This window comes from Rhodanobacter sp. UC4438_H5 (assembly GCF_052978405.1).
In genome coordinates this window covers 90,638-107,596 of record NZ_CM129672.1, presented here as the reverse complement: position 1 = coordinate 107,596, position 16,959 = coordinate 90,638, and the positions used below count along the sequence as shown (strand labels likewise).

General features: G+C 68.3%; 11 protein-coding genes. 6 read left to right on the top strand and 5 right to left on the bottom strand.

The window, feature by feature from the left end; all coding sequences use genetic code 11:
• Positions 1-2: 2 nt before the first annotated feature.
• Positions 3-1,352: an ADP-forming succinate--CoA ligase subunit beta gene (gene sucC, locus ACVCL9_RS00450; RefSeq protein ID WP_447097097.1), complete on the bottom strand. Its 1,350-nt coding sequence runs from the start codon at positions 1,350-1,352 to the stop codon at positions 3-5.
• A gap of 113 nt (positions 1,353-1,465) precedes the next feature.
• Here sucC and ACVCL9_RS00445 point away from each other — a divergent pair, with 113 nt between their 5' ends.
• Both ACVCL9_RS00445 and ACVCL9_RS00440 read left to right on the top strand, forming a co-directional pair.
• Positions 1,466-3,109, top strand: a complete 1,644-nt coding sequence (locus ACVCL9_RS00445) for a sensor histidine kinase (RefSeq protein WP_395116780.1) — start codon at positions 1,466-1,468, stop codon at positions 3,107-3,109.
• Between the two features lie 91 nt (positions 3,110-3,200).
• The gene (locus ACVCL9_RS00440) at positions 3,201-4,595 is read left to right on the top strand and encodes a sigma-54-dependent transcriptional regulator (protein WP_395116778.1); all 1,395 of its coding nucleotides are present in this window, start codon (positions 3,201-3,203) and stop codon (positions 4,593-4,595) included.
• Positions 4,596-4,745: 150 nt separating this feature from the next.
• Here the strand turns inward: ACVCL9_RS00440 and ACVCL9_RS00435 are convergent, their stop codons facing one another.
• The 4 genes from ACVCL9_RS00435 to ACVCL9_RS00420 form a co-directional block, all read right to left on the bottom strand.
• Complete coding sequence (locus ACVCL9_RS00435; protein ID WP_395116776.1) at positions 4,746-6,305, bottom strand: response regulator; 1,560 nt, start codon at positions 6,303-6,305, stop codon at positions 4,746-4,748.
• Positions 6,306-6,381: 76 nt separating this feature from the next.
• Positions 6,382-6,828, bottom strand: a complete 447-nt coding sequence (locus tag ACVCL9_RS00430; RefSeq protein WP_395116774.1) for a response regulator — start codon at positions 6,826-6,828, stop codon at positions 6,382-6,384.
• On the bottom strand, positions 6,825-8,621 hold the full coding sequence (locus tag ACVCL9_RS00425; RefSeq protein ID WP_447097098.1) for a sensor histidine kinase: 1,797 nt from the start codon (positions 8,619-8,621) through the stop codon (positions 6,825-6,827). Before ACVCL9_RS00425 ends, ACVCL9_RS00430 begins: the two co-directional genes overlap by 4 nt.
• 66 nt (positions 8,622-8,687) lie before the next feature.
• Positions 8,688-10,985, bottom strand: a complete 2,298-nt coding sequence (locus ACVCL9_RS00420) for a GH92 family glycosyl hydrolase (RefSeq protein WP_447097099.1) — start codon at positions 10,983-10,985, stop codon at positions 8,688-8,690.
• Positions 10,986-11,139: 154 nt separating this feature from the next.
• Here ACVCL9_RS00420 and fucP point away from each other — a divergent pair, with 154 nt between their 5' ends.
• From fucP to ACVCL9_RS00400, 4 genes are read left to right on the top strand one after another with little or no spacing between them, the layout of a single operon-like run.
• Positions 11,140-12,459, top strand: coding sequence for an L-fucose:H+ symporter permease (gene fucP / locus ACVCL9_RS00415; RefSeq protein ID WP_447097100.1), 1,320 nt, complete (start codon positions 11,140-11,142; stop codon positions 12,457-12,459).
• Positions 12,419-13,441: a carbohydrate kinase family protein gene (locus ACVCL9_RS00410; RefSeq protein WP_447097101.1), complete on the top strand. Its 1,023-nt coding sequence runs from the start codon at positions 12,419-12,421 to the stop codon at positions 13,439-13,441. Before fucP ends, ACVCL9_RS00410 begins: the two co-directional genes overlap by 41 nt.
• Entirely contained in the window at positions 13,438-14,673 is a 1,236-nt protein-coding gene (locus tag ACVCL9_RS00405) for an AGE family epimerase/isomerase (RefSeq protein WP_447097102.1), read from the top strand. The genes ACVCL9_RS00410 and ACVCL9_RS00405 overlap by 4 nt, the downstream gene beginning before the upstream one ends.
• The gene (locus ACVCL9_RS00400) at positions 14,670-16,643 is read left to right on the top strand and encodes a M1 family aminopeptidase (RefSeq protein ID WP_447097103.1); all 1,974 of its coding nucleotides are present in this window, start codon (positions 14,670-14,672) and stop codon (positions 16,641-16,643) included. The genes ACVCL9_RS00405 and ACVCL9_RS00400 overlap by 4 nt, the downstream gene beginning before the upstream one ends.
• The last annotated feature ends 316 nt before the right edge of the window (positions 16,644-16,959 follow it).

Below are 16,959 nucleotides of genomic sequence, written 5' to 3'. Positions count from 1 at the left end.
CCTCAGGCCTTGGCCGCAGCCACGGCTTTCTGCGCCGCGTCGTTGAGATCATCCGCCGGCGTGATCGCCAGGCCGGAGTTGGCCAGCAGTTCGCGGCCCTGATCGACATTGGTGCCCTGCAGGCGCACCACCACGGGAATCTTCAGGCCCACTTCCTTGACCGCGGCGATGATGCCCTCGGCGATCATGTCGCAGCGGACGATGCCGCCGAAGATGTTGACCAGGATGCAGTTGACCTTGTCCGAGGAGGTGATCAGCTTGAACGCCTCGGTCACCCGCTCCTTGGTGGCGCCACCGCCGACGTCGAGGAAGTTGGCCGGCTCGCCGCCCGCCAGCTTGATCACGTCCATGGTGGCCATCGCCAGGCCGGCGCCGTTGACCATGCAGCCGATGTTGCCGTCCATCGTCACGTAGTTGAGGTTGCTCTGCTGCGCGGCGGCTTCGGCGGCGTCTTCCTGGGTCAGGTCGCGCATCGCGGCCAGGTTCGGATGACGGAACTCCGCGTTGTCGTCGGAGTTGACCTTGCCATCCAGCGCAGCGAGGTTGCCGTCTTCCAGCACGGCCAGCGGGTTCAGCTCGACCAGGGCCAGGTCCTGCTCGTTGAACAGCTTGTACAGGCCCAGCATGATCTTGGTCAGCTGGTTGACCTGCTTGTTGTTGAGGTCCATCGCGAAGCCGAGCTGGCGGCACTGGTACGGCTGCAGCCCTTCGACGAAATCGACCACGATGGTGTGGATGTCTTCGGGCGTGTCGCGCGCCACCTGCTCGATGTCCACGCCGCCATGCTTGGAGGCGATGAACGAGATGGCCTTGGAATCGCGGTCCACCAGGATCGACAGGTACAGCTCGCGGGCGATGTCGGTGGCGTCGGTCACCAGCACCAGGTTCACCGGCAGCGCACGCCCGGCCGACTGGTAGGTTGCCATGTTGGTGCCGAGCATGCCCTTGGCGGCGGCGCGCACGTCGTCGAAGCTCTTGCAGAACTTGACGCCGCCGGACTTGCCGCGGCCGCCGGCGTGGATCTGCGCCTTGACCATCCATTGCGTGCCACCGAGCGCCTTGGCGGCATCGACGGCGGCGTCGGGGGAGTTGGCGACCTTGCCCGGCGGCACGGCGATGCCGTACTGCGCGAACAGTTCTTTGGCCTGGTATTCGTGGAAATTCATTCGATACCTCGAGCGAACGGAGAAACGATGACGGCCGCACGCATGAAGAAAGGCGTGGGTCAGGGGATCGGCGGTGGAATCACACACGACCCGGTCGCGGCACAAGGGCCGGACACGGGCCGAACCGCAGCAAACGGCCGCCCATTTTCGCGGAAGCGGGCCGCAATGGAAAGGGCGCGGCCGCATCGCGACCGGCCGGGCGGCGATTTTCCGGCCTCCACGAAGGTGGCGCGGCCCCCGCCCGGGCTTGCCCGGGGCGTCATATACTCGACCGCAACCGCACCGGAATCGCAGCCTACGTGTCTACCTTAGCTACGTTAAACGATCCGCGCGCAGGGACGGCCACGATCCGCCACGAGCTGTCGTTCCTCAATGTTTTCAGGCTGGTGCAGGCGCTGGTGTACGTCGCCCTGGCATTCAGCCCGCCCGGCATGGGCTGGCCGCAGCTGGCCGCGCCGGGCTTCGCGCGCACGCTGGCCACGCTGTACCTGATCTTCGCGCTGCTGGCGCTGCTGCTGAACCGGCGCAGCATGGCCCACGCAAAGACCGCCGTGGCCGCCACCCTGGTGGTCGACGTCGTCGCCGCGGTGCTGGCGATCGTGGCGATGCACGATGCGCGCATCGGTATCGCGATGATGCTGGCGGTCAACCTCTGCGCCGGCGCGCTGATCCTGCCGCTGCGCATGTCCGGCTTCTTCGCCGCGCTGGCGACGCTGGGCATGCTGGGCATCTCGCTGTTCGGCTGGTCGCTGTCGCCCCACGCCGGTGACCGCGACCTGCTCGAAGCGGCGCTGTTCGGCCTGGCCTATTTCGCCACCACCGCCCTGTGCAGCGTGCTGGGCCAGCAGCTGCGCGCCACCGAGGCGCTGGCCGAGCAGCGCAGCACCGACCTGGCCAACCTGTCGCAGATCAACGAACTGATCATCCGCCGCATGAAGACCGGCGTGCTGCTGGTGGACGACGCCAACCGCATCCACCAGATCAACGAATCGGCCTGGATGCTGCTGGGCAATCCCGGCGCCGACCAGCGCGACCTCGGGCTGCTGGCGCCGGAACTGTCGCGCCGGCTGTACCACTGGATGACCTCGGGCAAGCTCGACGAAACCGCCACCCAGCTCGCCGACGGCGTCCCGGAAGTGGTGCCGCGCTTCACCCGGCTGGCGCCGAACGACGACTCGCACGTATTGATCTTCCTCGACGACACCTCGCTGCTGTCGCGCCGCGCGGAGGAGCTCACGCTCAGCTCGCTCGGCCGGCTGTCGGCCTCGATCGCCCACGAGATCCGCAACCCGCTGGCGGCGATCCGCTACTCGGCGCAGCTGCTGGCCGAATCGCGCACCATGGACGGCGCCGACCAGCGCATGGTCGAGATCATCAACAACCACTGCGTGCGGCTCAACGAGATCATCGAGAACATCCTGCAGCTGTCGCGCCGCGAGCGTTCGCGCCCGGAAGCGCTGGACCTGGGCGACTGGGCGCAGGATTTCGTGGAGGAATACCGCCAGGGCAACGACCTCGGCGCCGACTCGCTGCGCGCGATCGCCAGCACCGGCGTGGCGGTGGTCGCGCTGGCCGATCCGCAGCAGCTGCAACAGGTGGTGTGGAACCTGGTGCAGAACGCGCTGCGCTACGGCCGCCTGCCCGGCGAGCCGGCGCGGGTGATGGTGGTCGCACGCCAGGGCGAGCATGGCGTGCCGATCCTCGAGGTGATCGACCGCGGCCCCGGCATCGCGCCCAAGGTGGCCGCACAGATCTTCGAGCCGTTCTACACCACCCACGAATACGGCACCGGCCTGGGCCTGTACCTGGCCAAGCAGATGAGCGAGGCCAACCAGGCCGCGCTGGAGTACGTGCGCGTGGCCGGCGGTGGCAGCTGCTTCCGGCTTACCCTGACGCCGGCGCAGATGAACCGCGGCGCCGGCGACGGCGAGCCCGAAGCCTGAACGCTCCGGCAGGCCGCCGACGCCGCGCGCCGGCTTTGCTCTTGACTTGGGCCGCGGTTATTCTTGAGCCACCCTCCCCTCGCGACATGCCATGAGCCTCCAGACCGTCCTGGTCATCGACGATGAACGCGATATCCGCGAGCTGCTCACCATCACCCTCGGGCGCATGGACCTGCAGGTCGAAGCCGTCGGCACCGTCGCCGACGCCCGCCGCGCGCTGAGCGAAAACAGCTACGACCTCTGCTTCACCGACATGCGCCTGCCCGACGGCAACGGCCAGGAGATCATCGAGCTGATCGCCGAAACCTGCCCGGACACGCCGGTGGCGATGATTACCGCCTACGGCAACGTCGACGCGGCGGTGAACGCGCTCAAGGCCGGCGCGTTCGACTTCGTCTCCAAGCCGGTCGACATCCAGATGCTGCGCGGCCTGGTGCGCACCGCGCTGCGGCTGGCCGAGGAGAAGCGCGAAGGCGGCGGCGCCGCCAAGGCCGGCGGCTCCGGCGACCGCCTGATCGGCGACTCGCCGGCGATGGAACAGGTGCGCGCCACCATCGCCAAGCTGGCACGCAACCAGGCGCCGGTCTACATCGCCGGTGAATCGGGCGTAGGCAAGGAGCTGGTCGCGCGGCTGATCCACGAGCGCGGTCCGCGCGCGGGCGGCCCGTTCGTGCCGGTCAACTGCGGCGCGATCCCGTCCGAGCTGATGGAAAGCGAGTTCTTCGGTCATCGCAAGGGCAGTTTCACCGGCGCCAGCGCGGACAAGGAAGGCCTGTTCCAGGCCGCCCAGGGCGGCACGCTGTTCCTCGACGAGGTGGCCGAACTGCCGCTGCACATGCAGGTCAAGCTGCTGCGCGCGATCCAGGAAAAAGCGGTGCGCCCGATCGGCGGCCGCGACGAGATCCCGGTGGACGTGCGCATCCTCTCGGCCACCCACAAGAACCTCGGCCAACTGGTCGAGCAGGGCCAGTTCCGCCAGGACCTGTTCTACCGCATCAACGTGATCGAGCTGCGCGTGCCGCCGCTGCGCGAACGCCGCGGCGACGTGCCGCAGCTGGCCGCGTTCATCCTCAAGTCGCTGGCCGGCAAGAGCGGCCAGGAAGTCGGGCGGCTGACGCCGGCCGCGCTCGATGCGCTGGAAGCCTACGACTTCCCCGGCAACGTGCGCGAGCTGGAGAACATCCTCGAACGCGCCATGGCGATGAGCGACGGCGCCAGCATCGAGGCCTCCGACCTGATGCTGCCCCAGCGCGGCGCGCGCCCGGCGCCGACGGAGGTCGCCGCCACTGCCGGCGCTCCGGCCGCTGCCGCTGCCGCGGCACCCAGCGCCGATGGCGGGCTGGACGACTACATCAGCAACATCGAGCGCACCGCCATCGTCAAGGCGCTGGAAGAATCGCGCTACAACAAGACCGCCGCCGCCCGCAAACTCGGCATCACCTTCCGCGCCCTGCGCTACAAGCTGAAGAAGCTCGGCATCGACTGAAGGCGCAACCCGACGCCTACCCGCGCGCGACGGCTTTCCGCCGCGCAACGAGGGAAGGCGTTCGCACGGGGAATGTCCCGCGACCGCCGCGCAGGGCGGCAACCGCCTGCTCCGGCCACGCGGACCGCAAAGCGGCGCGCCGTGCCTGGGCTACGCGGAGTCGTCGCCCTCCAATCCCTTGCGCAGCGCGCGCAGGAGGGCCGCGGTGCTGACCGGCTTGTCCACGATTTGCAGGTTGTCCAGCGGGGGCAGTTCCTGCGGGTCCGGTGGCGCGTCCGGGCGGGCGAGCAGCACGACGCCGCCCTGGTAACCCTGTTCGACCAGCGCGGCCAGCGTGCGCACGCCGGTGAAAAGGTTCATGTCGGCGTCGAGCAGCACCAGGTCGGGCAGGCCGCCGGCCTCGATCCACTGCAGCGCGGCGGTGCCGCTCTGGCTGGCGTGCGCCTGGTAGCCGTAGGCATCGAGCGTATCGGACAGCAGCGACAGCTGGCCGGCCTCCTCCACCACCACCAGCACGCGTTCGGCGGCGCCTTCAAGGCTCTGCATGTCGTCCATCGCCTCGGCGTCGGCTTCCATTTCGTCCAGCGGGATGTAGAGGTCGAAACGGGTGCCGCTGCCGGGTTTGCTGTCCACCCGCATCACGCCGCCGTGGCTGGCCACGATGCGCTTGCACGAGATCAGGCCCAGGCCGGTGCCGGCGTCCTTGGTGGTGAAGAACGGTTCGAACAGGTGCTCCAGCACGGCCTGGTCCATGCCTGGCCCGGAGTCGATCACGCTGATGCGCAGGTAGCAGCCGGTGTGCGGCACCTCCTCGGGCAGGAAGAAGTCGTCGGCCAGCCGCTGCTGGCTGGTCTCGATGCGCAGGTTGCCGCCGTCGGGCATCGCCTGGATCGCGTTGAGGCAGAGGTTGAGCAGGCATTGCTGCAGCTCGGTGTGGTTGCCCTCGAAGGCCAGCTCGGGGTCGTCGATGGCCAGGTCCATCACCACCGAACGGGGCACGCTGCCCTGCATCAGCAGGCCGAACGCGCTCATCAGGGTGCCCACGCGCACGCGCTCGGCGCGGCGGGCGCCGCGCGCGAAGGAAAGCATCGAGTGCACCATCTCCAGCCCGCGCTTGCCGCAATCGCGCACCAGGTTGCCCAGCCGCATCAGCCGCGGGTCGTCCTGGTAGTCGCGCAGGCTGTCACCGGCCAGCAACAGCGGCTGCAGCAGGTTGCGCAGGTCGTGGCTGAGGCCGCCGGCGAGCATCGCCAGGCTCTCGAAACGCTGCGCGCGGATCAGGTCGGCCTCGGCGCGGCGGTTGGCCTTGCGCGCATCCGCCTCGACCAGCGCCCGACGCACCGCACTGGCCAGGCGCACGGGGTTCTGCTTGAGGATGTAGTCGGTCGCGCCGTTGCGCAGCGCCTCGATGGCGGCATCCTCGCCCAGCGTCGCGGAAACGAAGATGAAGGGCAGGTCCTCGTCGCGCTCGCGCAGCAGCTCCAGCGCGCGCTGCCCGGAGAAACCCGGCACGCTCAGGTCGGACAGCACGATATGCGGGGCGAACTCGTCCAGCGCGGCCAGGTAGCCGGCTTCATCGTCGACCAGCCGCGCCTCGTGCGGGATGCCGTCGGCGTCCAGCTCGGCCAGCACCAGCTCGGCGTCGAGCTCGCTGTCCTCCACTTGCAGCACCCGTATCGTCGGCATCGACTTGATCTGCCGGTTGGGCATGGGGTTCTCCGTCACTGGCCGTGCGGCCATCGTTGTCTACACCGCGGGCGACCGCCCGGGCGCGTCTGTTCATGCGTCAATTCGCCTCGGGCGCCTCGTTCAGCACCGCCCAGAACCGGCCCAGCGTGCGCACGGCCTCGAAGAACTGGTCCACGTCCACCGGCTTGATCACGTAGGCGTTGGCGCCGAGGTCCCAACTGCGCGCCAGGTCGCTCTCCTCGCGCGAGGAGGACAGGATCACCACCGGTACGCGCCGCAGGTGCTCGTCGTGGCGCATGCGGGTGAGCACTTCCAGTCCGTCCATGCGCGGCATCTTGATGTCCAGCAGCACCACCGCCGGGTCGCCCGGATCGCGCCCGGCCCAGGCGCCGGTGCAATGCAGGTAGTCGAGGCATTCCACGCCATCCTCGACGTGCACCACCGGATTGGCCAGGTGGGCTTCGGCCAGCGCGTCCATCGCCATCTCGGCGTCCGCCAGGCTGTCCTCGACCAGCAGCACGGTGCGCAGTTCTTTCTTGTTCATGCCGCTGACTCTCCGTTTTGCGCCCCGGCCACGTCGATGGCCGGCAGCGAGAAGTGGAACGTGGCGCCCTGGTCCGGTACGGCCTCGGCCCAGACCTTGCCGCCGTGGCGCGTGATGATGCGCCGCACGTTGGCCAGGCCGATGCCGTTGCCCGGGAAATCCGAGGCGCGGTGCAGGCGCTGGAACACGCCGAACAGCTTGTCCGCGTACTGCATGTCGAAGCCGGCGCCGTTGTCGGCCACTTCGAACTCGTAATCGCCGCGGCTGCTGCGCCCGGCGCTGACCTCGATGCGCGCCACCTCACGGCGCCCGGTGTATTTCACCGCGTTGCCGAGCAGGTTCTGCCACACCGTGCGCAACATGTTGGCGTCGCCGATGACCATCGGCAAGGGCCCGATCGTCCACACGATGCGCCGGCCCTCCGCCGAGGATTCGGCCAGTGCCCGTGCCTCCTCCACCAGCGACTGCATGTCCACCGCCTGCAACCGCAGCGGGCCGCGGCCCAGGCGCGAGAACACCAGCAGGTCGTCGATCAGCAACGCCATGCGCTGGGCCGCGCTGTCGATCACGCCGATGTAGTGGCTGGCCTTGTCGTCGAGCTGGCCGGCCAGGTGGTGCTCCAGCTTGCGCACGAAGCCCGCCACGTGGCGCAGCGGCGCGCGCAGGTCATGCGAGACGGAGTAGCTGAACGCCTCCAGCTCGCGGTTGATGTCGGAGATCTGGTTGATCTTGCCCTCGAGCTGGCGATTGAGCTCGATCACCTTCTCCTCGGTCAGCGCGCGCACGGTGACGTCGCTGACCGTGAGCAGCAGCGCCGGTTCGTCGGTGAGATCCTGCTGCAGCCTGCGCGCGTTGACCACGATGTGGCGCTGCTCGCCGTCGGCGGTGCGCTGCACCAGGTCGTAGTCCCACAGCTCGCGGTCGCTCAGCAGCACGTCGCGGAAACGCTGCAGCAGTGCGCTGTCGTTCCACACGCCGCCGCCGATCTCGACGAGCGTGCGCGACGGTTGCTGCGGGTCCTCGCCGTACAGGTCGCCGAAAGCGTTGTTCACCAGCAGGCTGTTGAGGTTGGCGTCGAACAGCGCGATCGGCTCGCGCACCGATTGCAGGATCAGCCGCGAACGCAGCACCGCGCGGCCCTCGCGCGTCTCGGCCCGGCGCCGCTGGCGAATCTGCCGTTCCGAGGCGATCACGATGATCGCCAGCAGCACCAACTGCGCCAGCGCGGTAATGCCCTGCACCAGCTGGCCGTTGAACTCGCGGTGGTGGGCGGCCTGCTTGCGGGCGGTCAGCAACTCATCCTCGTTGGCGACGATGCCGTCGATCTTGGTGGCGAACGGAAACAGGTCGGTGGCCTCGCCCATCGCTTGTCCGGCGCGGCCCACGTCGCCGCGCCGCTGCAGCTCGCGCGCACGAGCCATCAGGGTGAGGCGACCGGTAACGCTGTTTTCCAGCGCGCCGATCAGGGCCTGCTGGGCCGGGTTGTCGCGGGTCATCGCACGCAGCCGCTGCAGCAGTTGCGGCACCTGTGCCGCGGCGCTCTCGGCCTCGGCGCGCGTCTCGGCGCCGACGTCCCCGACCAGCATGCGGTAGGTCGCCGCCTCGCTGCTGCGGATCAGGTAGGCGATGCGATAGGCGACCGAGCGCACTTCGGTCGAGTGGGTGACCCAGCTGTTGGCCAGCACGGTGTCCTGCGTGTTCAGCCGGGTCACCACGTACGGCAGGCCGACGATGATCAGCATGGCCGACAGCAGTCCGGCGACCCGCCAACTCATGAAGCTGCGGAAATTCATTCGATCCAGCCCTCCGCGACGGCCAGCATCAACGCCCGCCCCATTCTGGCACGACCCGGCGAATCATCATCCCTGCGGCGGGGCGCCCACGCCCCAGTGGCGGTTGGGCGTGGCCTGCATGCGGAAGTGCAGCTCGCCACCGGCGAGGATCTGCGCGTGATGCAGGAAGGGGGCGGCCAGCGGCTTGCCGTTGAGCGTGGCCTCGCCGACGTAAGGGTGCGCGTCATCCAGCGGCGCGGCGCTGACGGTGAAGTCCTTGCCGTCGGTCAGGTGCAGCGTGGCACGCCCGACGAACGGCCGACCGATGGCGTAGACGTCGCTGGCCGGCGTGACCGGGTAAAAGCCCAGCGCGGTGAACACGTACCAGGCCGACATCTGGCCCAGGTCGTCGTTGCCCGAGAGTCCGTCCGGCCGCGCGGCGTACTGGCTGTCCATGATCTGCTTCAGCCTCTCCTGCGTCTTCCACGGCGCGCCGGCGTAGTCGTAGAGATAGGCGATGTGGTGGCTGGGCTCGTTGCCGTGCGCGTACCAGCCGATCAGGCCGGTGATGTCCTCGACGTGCTTGAAGTGCGCCGGGTCGACCTTCGCGTCGAACAACGCGTCCAGCTTCGCCACGAACTTCGCGGCTCCGCCCATCGCCTCGATCAGGCCCGGCACGTCCTGCGGCACGTACCACGAATACTGCCAGGCGTTGCCTTCGGTGAAGTCGCTGCCGTAGCCGGCGGCGGTGGGGTCGAACGGTTCGCGGAACGCGCCGTTGGCCAGCCGCGCGCGCATGAAACCGGTCTTCGGGTCCCACGCGTTCTTCCAGTTGCCGGCGCGCCTGCCGAAGGTGGCGGCAACGTCGTTCTTGCCCATCGCCTTCGCCATCTGCGCCAGCGACCAGTCGTCGTAGGCGTATTCGAGCGTCTTGGAGGCGCCCTCCGGCTCCTTGTCGATCGGCACGTAGCCGAGCTTCATGTAGTCGGCCAGGTCGCCGTAGGGCGCGTAGGTGGCGCTGGCGACCATGGCCTGCAGCGCCTTGTCCGCGTCGAAGCCGCGCACACCCTTGATGTACGCGTCGGCGATCACCGGCACGGCGTGGTAGCCGATCATGCACCAGGTCTCCAGGCCCTGGTACGCCCACACCGGCAGGATGCCGAACGGGCTCGCCTCGCGCGCGGCGATCAGCGAGCGGATGAAGTCGGTGCTGCGTTCGGGATTGAGCAGCACCATCAGCGGCTGCTGCGCGCGGTAGACGTCCCACAGCGACCAGGTCGAGTAGAACTCGTAGCCGTCCGCCTTGTGCACGGCATGGTCGGGGCCACGGTATTCGCCATTGACGTCCATGCTCAACGTGGGCGACAGCATGGCGTGGTAGAGCGCGGTGTAGAACTGCTTGCGCACGGTGGCGGAGGCATCGACGTCGACCACCGCCAGCGCCCGATCCCACGCGGCCCTTGCCTGCGCGCGGCGGGCGTCGAAATCCCAGCCCTTGCCATCGGCATCGAGATTGGCCACCGCGTTGGCGGCGCTGACCGGCGAGATCGCCACCTTCACCTCCAGCGGCTGCTTCAGCGCACCGAAGTCGAACACGCCGACCAGCGCGCGGCCGTTCTGCGCGTCGTGGTCCACCGGCTGGTTGCCGGGGCCCTTGAAGCCCTTGTAGAGGACGTCGCTCTCGCGGTCGTACAACGTGCGCGACGTCATCGGCTGGTTGAAGCGCATGGCGAAGCACAGCTCGCGTCCCGGCGCCCAGCCGCGGGTGGTGCGGCAACCGGTGACGGTGCCGTCGTCGGCCACCTGCAGCTTCGACCACAGCACCTTGCCGGGGTAGTCGTAGATGCTCGGGCGCAGGTCGAGCAGCAGGTGCGCGGGCTTGTCCTTCGGAAAGGTGTAGCGATGCCAGCCCACGCGGCGGCCGGCGGTGAGTTCGGCGCGGATGCCGTAGTCGCTCAACGTCACCGCGTAATAGCCGGCCTGCACCACTTCGCTGTCGTGCGAGAAGCGCGAGCGATAACCGCTGCCCGGTGTGGCCGGGTCGCCCGGTTCCAGCCGCACGTCGCCGGCGATCGGCATCACCAGCACGTCGCCCAGGTCCGAATGCCCGGAGCCGGAGAAATGCGTGTGCGAGAAACCCATGATGCTGCTGTCGCCGTACTGGTAGCCGGCGGCCCACTTGTAGGCGTGCTTGAAGTCCGGCATCGCGGTGTCGGGCGAGAGCTGGATCATGCCGAAGGGCACGGTGGCGCCGGGGAAGGTGTGGCCGTCGCCGCCGGTGCCGATGCGGGGATCGACACTGCCGGCGTGGCCGCTGGCGGCCAGTGCGGACGGACAGGCGGCACAGGCCAGCAGGGCGAACAACATCGGGATGCGGAGGGTCATGGCGATCTCGGCGCAGCGGGGCAAGCTGCGAAAGTAGCACCCGCGCGGGCATGTTGCAGCGCGTGATCGGTCGGCGCATGGAAACGGTTACATTGCCCCGGTTGCTTGCCCGCCGAGCGACACACGCCCGACCGCCTCCCGTACCGGAATCGCCATGGCCCCTGTCGTTACGCCGCCCCGCCCCACTCCCCTCGCGCCGGACCACGGTGCGCCCCGCGCGCCCTACACCAGCAGCTGGCTGGCGCTGGGCGTGCTCACCACGATCTTCTTCATGTGGGGCTTCCTCACCTGCCTCAACGACATCCTGATCCCGCACCTGAAGTCGATCTTCCAGCTCAACTACGCGCAGGCGATCCTGGTGCAGTTCACCTTTTTCGGCGCGTATTTCCTGATGGGCATGCCGGCCGGGCGCATGGTGGCGGCACTCGGCTACAAGAAGGGCATCGTGGCCGGGCTGGCGATCGCCGGCATCGGCGCGCTGGGCTTCTGGCCGGCCGCGGCGCTGCACCTCTACTCCGCCTTTCTCGGCGCGCTGTTCGTGCTGGCCACCGGCATCACCGTGCTGCAGGTGGCCGCCAACCCGTACGTGGCCCTGCTCGGCCCGGAGAAGACCAGCTCCAGCCGGCTCACCCTGGCACAGGCGCTGAACTCGCTCGGCACCACGCTGGCGCCGCTGTTCGGCGGCCTGCTGATTCTCTCCAACGTGGTCAAGAACCCGGAGGAACTCGCCGCGCTGGAACCGGCGCAACGCCTGCTCTACGACACCCAGCAGGCGCAGGCGGTGCAGTTCCCGTACATCGGGCTGGCGGTGGTGCTGTTCCTGCTGGCGCTGTTCGTGTGGATGTTCCGGCTGCCGGCATTGACCGAGTCCACCGACAAGGACGATCACGGCCGCCATGGCTTCGCCGACGTGCTGCGCCACCCGCACGTGCTGTTCGGCGTGCTGGGCATCTTCTTCTACGTCGGCGCCGAGGTGTCGATCGGCAGCTTCATGGTCAACTACCTGTCGATGCCCGACATCGGCCACATGAGCGAGCAGCAGGCGGCGAAGTACGTCTCGTGGTACTGGGGCGGTGCCATGCTCGGCCGTTTCGTCGGCTCGGCGTTGATGGCCAGGATCTCGCCGCGCAAGCTGCTGGCCACGTTCGCCGCGATCAACGCGCTGCTGGTGCTGACCACCATGCTGAGCAGCGGCACCACGGCGATGTACAGCATCATCGCGATCGGCCTGTTCAACTCGATCATGTTCCCGACCATCTTCGCGCTCGGCATCGAGCGGCTTGGCCCGATGACCAGCAAGGCATCGAGCCTGCTGATCATGGCCATCGTCGGCGGCGCGGTGATCCCGCAGCTGCAGGGTGTGCTGGCCGACCACATCGGCCTGCAGCACGCGTTCTTCCTGCCGCTGCTGTGCTACCTGTACATCGTGTTCTATGGCATCAGCGGCTCGAAGATCCGCAGCAGTGTCGACTGATCCCGCCCCGCCCCGGCCGATCCTCTGTTTCGGCGAGGCGCTGATCGACCTGCACGCCAGCGGCGTCGACGCGCACGGCTTCGCCGCCAGCTTCGTTCCGTTCGCCGGCGGCGCGCCGGCGAACGTCGCGGTGGCGGTGGCGCGCCTGGGCGGCAACGCGCGCTTCGCCGGGATGCTCTCTACCGACCGCTTCGGCGACTTCCTGCTGGATGGCCTGCAACGCGCCGGCGTGGGCACGGCGGACGTGTCACGCACGGCCGCACCCACCGCGCTCGCGCTGGTCACGCTGGATGCCGCGGGCGAGCGCAGCTTCATCTTCCATCGCGAGCGCACGGCCGATCTGCAATTCCGCGTTGCCGATTTCCGCACCGGGGCATTCGACGACGTGGCGGTGTTCCACGTCTGCTCCAACTGCCTGACCGGGCCGGCCATCGCCGACGCGACTCGCGAAGGCATGCAGCGCGCGCACGGCGCCGGCGCGCTGGTCAGCATGGACCTCAACCTGCGCCCTGCGTTGTGGCCGGCCGGCGCCGATGCACTGACGCAGGTGTGGCCGGCGCTGCATCTGGCCGACGTGGTGAAACTCTCGGCCGAGGAATTCGCGTGGCTGGCACCGGACGGCGAGCAGGCCGCGCTGGACCGCCTGTGGCGCGGTCGCGCCCGGCTGCTGGTGGTCACCGACGGCACGCGGCCCATGCGCTGGTTCCATCCGGATGCCGAAGGGGAGCTGCCGGGCTACGCCGTGACCGTGGTCGACAGCACCGCCGCCGGCGACGCCTTCGTCGGCGGCCTGCTGTGCCGCCTGGCCGAACTCGACGCGACGCCCGACCGGCTCGACCACCTGGTGAGCCAGCTGCCGCGGCTGCACGCGATGCTGCGTTTCGCCGCCGCCTGCGGCGCGCTCACGGTCACCCGCCAGGGCTCGTTCGCCGCGATGCCCAGTGGCGCCGAGGTGCTCGACTTCATGGAGAAGCAGGCATGACTGCCGCACCCGATTTCCGCTCGCCTGACTTCCTGCGCAGCCACATCGCGCAGACGATGGCGTTCTACCATCCGCGCGCGATCGATCCGGAAGGCGGCTTCTTCCACTACTTCAAGGACGACGGCACGATCTACGACCGCAGTCATCGCCACCTGGTCAGCAGCACGCGCTTCGTCTTCAACTACGCGATGGCATGGCTGGCCTTCGGCAACCCCGAATACCTGGAGGCCACGCGGCACGGCCTGCGCTACCTGCGCGAGGTCCATCGCAACCCCGCCAACGGCGGCTATCACTGGACCATCCGCGACGGCCGGCCGGAAGACAGCTCCAACCAGGCCTACGGCGTCGCCTTCGTGCTGCTGGCCTATGCCACCGCGCTGAAGGCCGGCATCGAGGAAGCCCGCGGCTGGATGGACGAGACCTGGAACCTGCTCGAGCAACGCTACTGGGAGGCCGACGCGCGGCTGTACCGCGACGAGGCCGATGCCGACTGGCATTTCAGCGATTACCGCGGCCAGAACGCCAACATGCACATGTGCGAGGCGATGATCGCCGCCTACCAGGCCACCCGTGAGCCGCGCTACCTCGATCGCGCGTTCACCCTCGCTGACCGCATGACCCGCGACCAGGCCGCCAAGGCCGATGGCCTGGTATGGGAACACTACGATCGCCACTGGAACATCGACCGCGAATTCAACCGCGACGACCCGAAGAACCTGTTCAAGCCGTGGGGCTTCCAGCCCGGCCACCAGACCGAATGGGCCAAGCTGCTGCTGATCATGGAGCCGCTGCTGGCTGCGCGCGGCACGCCGCAGGACTGGCTGCTGCCGCGCGCGAAGGAACTGTTCGACCGCGCCCTGGCCCACGCCTGGGACGACGAACACGGTGGCATCTGCTACGGCTTCGCGCCGGATGGCAGCATCTGCGACGACGAAAAATATTTCTGGGTGCAGGCCGAGTCGCTGGCCGCCGCCGCCCTGCTGCACGCGCGTACCGGCGAGGCCGTCTATGACGACTGGTACAGGCGCCTGTGGACCTACGCGTGGGAGCATTTCGTGGATCACCGGCATGGCGCCTGGTACCGCATCCTCACCCCCGACAACCGCAAGATCAGCGACGAGAAAAGCCCGGCCGGCAAGACCGACTACCACACCATGGGTGCCTGCCACGAACTGCTGGCGCTGCATCGTCGCCGCGAACACACCACGCCCCCTTCCCAAGGCCGCGCATGAACAAACTCACCTGCACCCTCGCCGCCACGCTTGCCGCCTTGCTGGTGTCGCCCGCCTTCGCCGCCGACACGGCTGCACCTGCGTTCAACCCGCTGCAGACCTTCGCCCCGTACACCTACCCGCAGCCGGCCAACGCCATGCGCGATGCCAGCGGCAAGCCCGGCCCGGCGTTCTGGCAGAACCGCGCCGACTACCGCATCGAGGCGACGCTGGATCCGTCGACGCGCAAGCTCAGCGGCAGCGAAGTGATCAGCTACACCAACCACAGCCCCGACACGCTGGACGTGCTGTGGCTGCAGATCGAACAGAACCGCTACCGCAAGGATGCGCGCGGCGCGTTCGGCGGCGGCAAGTTCCCCACCGAGTTCACCAGCGGCGAGCACATCCGCTCGGTCGAGGTGGAAGACGCCGGCGGCCACAGGCAGAAGGCGCACTGGGTGATCAGCGACACCCGCATGCAGGTCACCCTGCCCACCGCGCTCAAGGGTCACGGCGGCCGGCTCAAGCTGCACATCAGCTGGGATTACACCGTGCCCGGCGAGTTCGGCGGGCGCACCGACGTCAACGCCAACAGGCAGGGCGAGATCTTCGAGATGGCGCAGTGGTACCCGCGCATGGCCGTCTATGACGACCTGCGCGGCTGGGACACCCAGCCCTACCTCAACAGCGAGTTCTACCTCGAATACGGCGACTTCGACTATCGCGTCACCGTGCCCGCGGACATGCTGGTGGTCGGCTCCGGCGAACTGCTCAACCCGCAGGACGTGCTGACCGCCACCGAGCGCAGGCGCCTGGACCAGGCCCGCCACAGCGACGCGACGGTGATGATCCGTAGCGCCGCCGAAGTCGGCGACCCGGCCAGCCGCCCGAAACAGGGCGGCACGCTGACCTGGCACTTCGCCATGAAGAACACCCGCGACGTGGCCTTCGGCGCGTCCAAGGCGTACATCTGGGACGCTGCGCGCATCAACCTGCCCGACGGCAAGACCGCGCTGGCGATGTCGGCCTATCCGGTGGAAAGCGCCGGCGACCAGGCCTGGGGCGTGGCCACGCAGAACCTGAAAAAGTCGGTCGAGTTCTTCTCGCGCACCTACTACCCGTATCCGTACCCCGTCGCCATCAACGAAGCCGGCACCGCCGGCGGCATGGAATACCCGGGCATCACCTTCGACCACAAGAAGGCCGCGGGCAAGAACCTGCAGATGCTGATCGCCCACGAGATCGGCCACAGCTGGTTCCCGATGATCGTGGGCAGCAACGAGCGCCGCGACGCGTGGATGGACGAAGGCTTCAACACCTTCGTCGACGTGTACGAAGCCGAGGCCTTCGACGGCGGCAAGTACGCGCCCAAGCGCGACAGCGAATACGCTCCCGGCAAGGGCACCCCGGCCGAACAGATCGCCGCCATCCTGAAGGATGCCGACGCGCCGCCGCCGCTGACCTACGCCGACGCGATCGCCGAGAAATACCGCCACCCGATCACCTACTTCAAGGCCGCTTTCGGCCTGGTGCTGCTGCGCGAGCAGATCATCGGCCCGGACCGCTTCGACCCCGCCTTCCGCCGCTACATCGCCACCTGGGCGTACAAGCATCCCAGCCCGTCCGACTTCTTCCGCTTCATGGAAAGCGACACCGGCGAAGACCTCGGCTGGTTCTGGCGCGGCTGGTTCGAGCACAACTGGCAGTTCGACATGGCCGTGCAGAAAGCCGCCTACACCGACGGCGACTACCGCAAGGGCGTCGACGTCACCGTGGCCAACCTCGACCAACTGGTGCTGCCCGCCACCCTGCAACTCGTCTACGACGACGGCAGCAAGCAGGACGTGCGCGTGCCGTGGGAAACCTGGATGCAGCACCGCAGCTACGTGATCCACGTCGACGGCATGCGCAAGCTGAAATCCGCCACGATCGACCCGGACCTGGCGTTGCCCGACAGCAATCGCGGCAACAATAGTTTCGCGATGCCGTGAGCGGAAGGTGTTGGAGGCAGCTTTCTCTGTGGCAGCCACGGATTGCCCCTGACGCCATTTCCGGTTTTGTAGGTGGCTCGACATAGTGTCTCGATCCGGTTCACGATCGTCCAATGACACCGGCTTCGATCCGCTGGTCAGGCATTTGGCGGTTGAGTCACCAATCGCATACGGGAACAGCCGATAGCTTCAGCCGCAGGCAGCCTGGCCCACAAGGTCATGAATCCGACAGTCCTAGGGACCAATTGGACAAGCAGCGCCGATGTTCACGGCGTTCCCGATTCCTACCATGGCGCAAGTCAAGCAAACCCACGAT

Coding starts and splice junctions, on each gene's coding strand:
- sucC (WP_447097097.1), bottom strand. CDS start 1,352: ATGCGGCCGCGCCCTTTCCATTGCGGCCCGCTTCCGCGAAAATGGGCG.
- ACVCL9_RS00440 (WP_395116778.1), top strand. CDS start 3,201: ATGAGCCTCCAGACCGTCCTGGTCATCGACGATGAACGCGATATCCGC.
- ACVCL9_RS00435 (WP_395116776.1), bottom strand. CDS start 6,305: ATGCCCAACCGGCAGATCAAGTCGATGCCGACGATACGGGTGCTGCAA.
- ACVCL9_RS00430 (WP_395116774.1), bottom strand. CDS start 6,828: ATGAACAAGAAAGAACTGCGCACCGTGCTGCTGGTCGAGGACAGCCTG.
- ACVCL9_RS00425 (WP_447097098.1), bottom strand. CDS start 8,621: ATGAATTTCCGCAGCTTCATGAGTTGGCGGGTCGCCGGACTGCTGTCG.
- ACVCL9_RS00420 (WP_447097099.1), bottom strand. CDS start 10,985: ATGACCCTCCGCATCCCGATGTTGTTCGCCCTGCTGGCCTGTGCCGCC.
- fucP (WP_447097100.1), top strand. CDS start 11,140: ATGGCCCCTGTCGTTACGCCGCCCCGCCCCACTCCCCTCGCGCCGGAC.
- ACVCL9_RS00410 (WP_447097101.1), top strand. CDS start 12,419: ATGGCATCAGCGGCTCGAAGATCCGCAGCAGTGTCGACTGATCCCGCC.
- ACVCL9_RS00405 (WP_447097102.1), top strand. CDS start 13,438: ATGACTGCCGCACCCGATTTCCGCTCGCCTGACTTCCTGCGCAGCCAC.
- ACVCL9_RS00400 (WP_447097103.1), top strand. CDS start 14,670: ATGAACAAACTCACCTGCACCCTCGCCGCCACGCTTGCCGCCTTGCTG.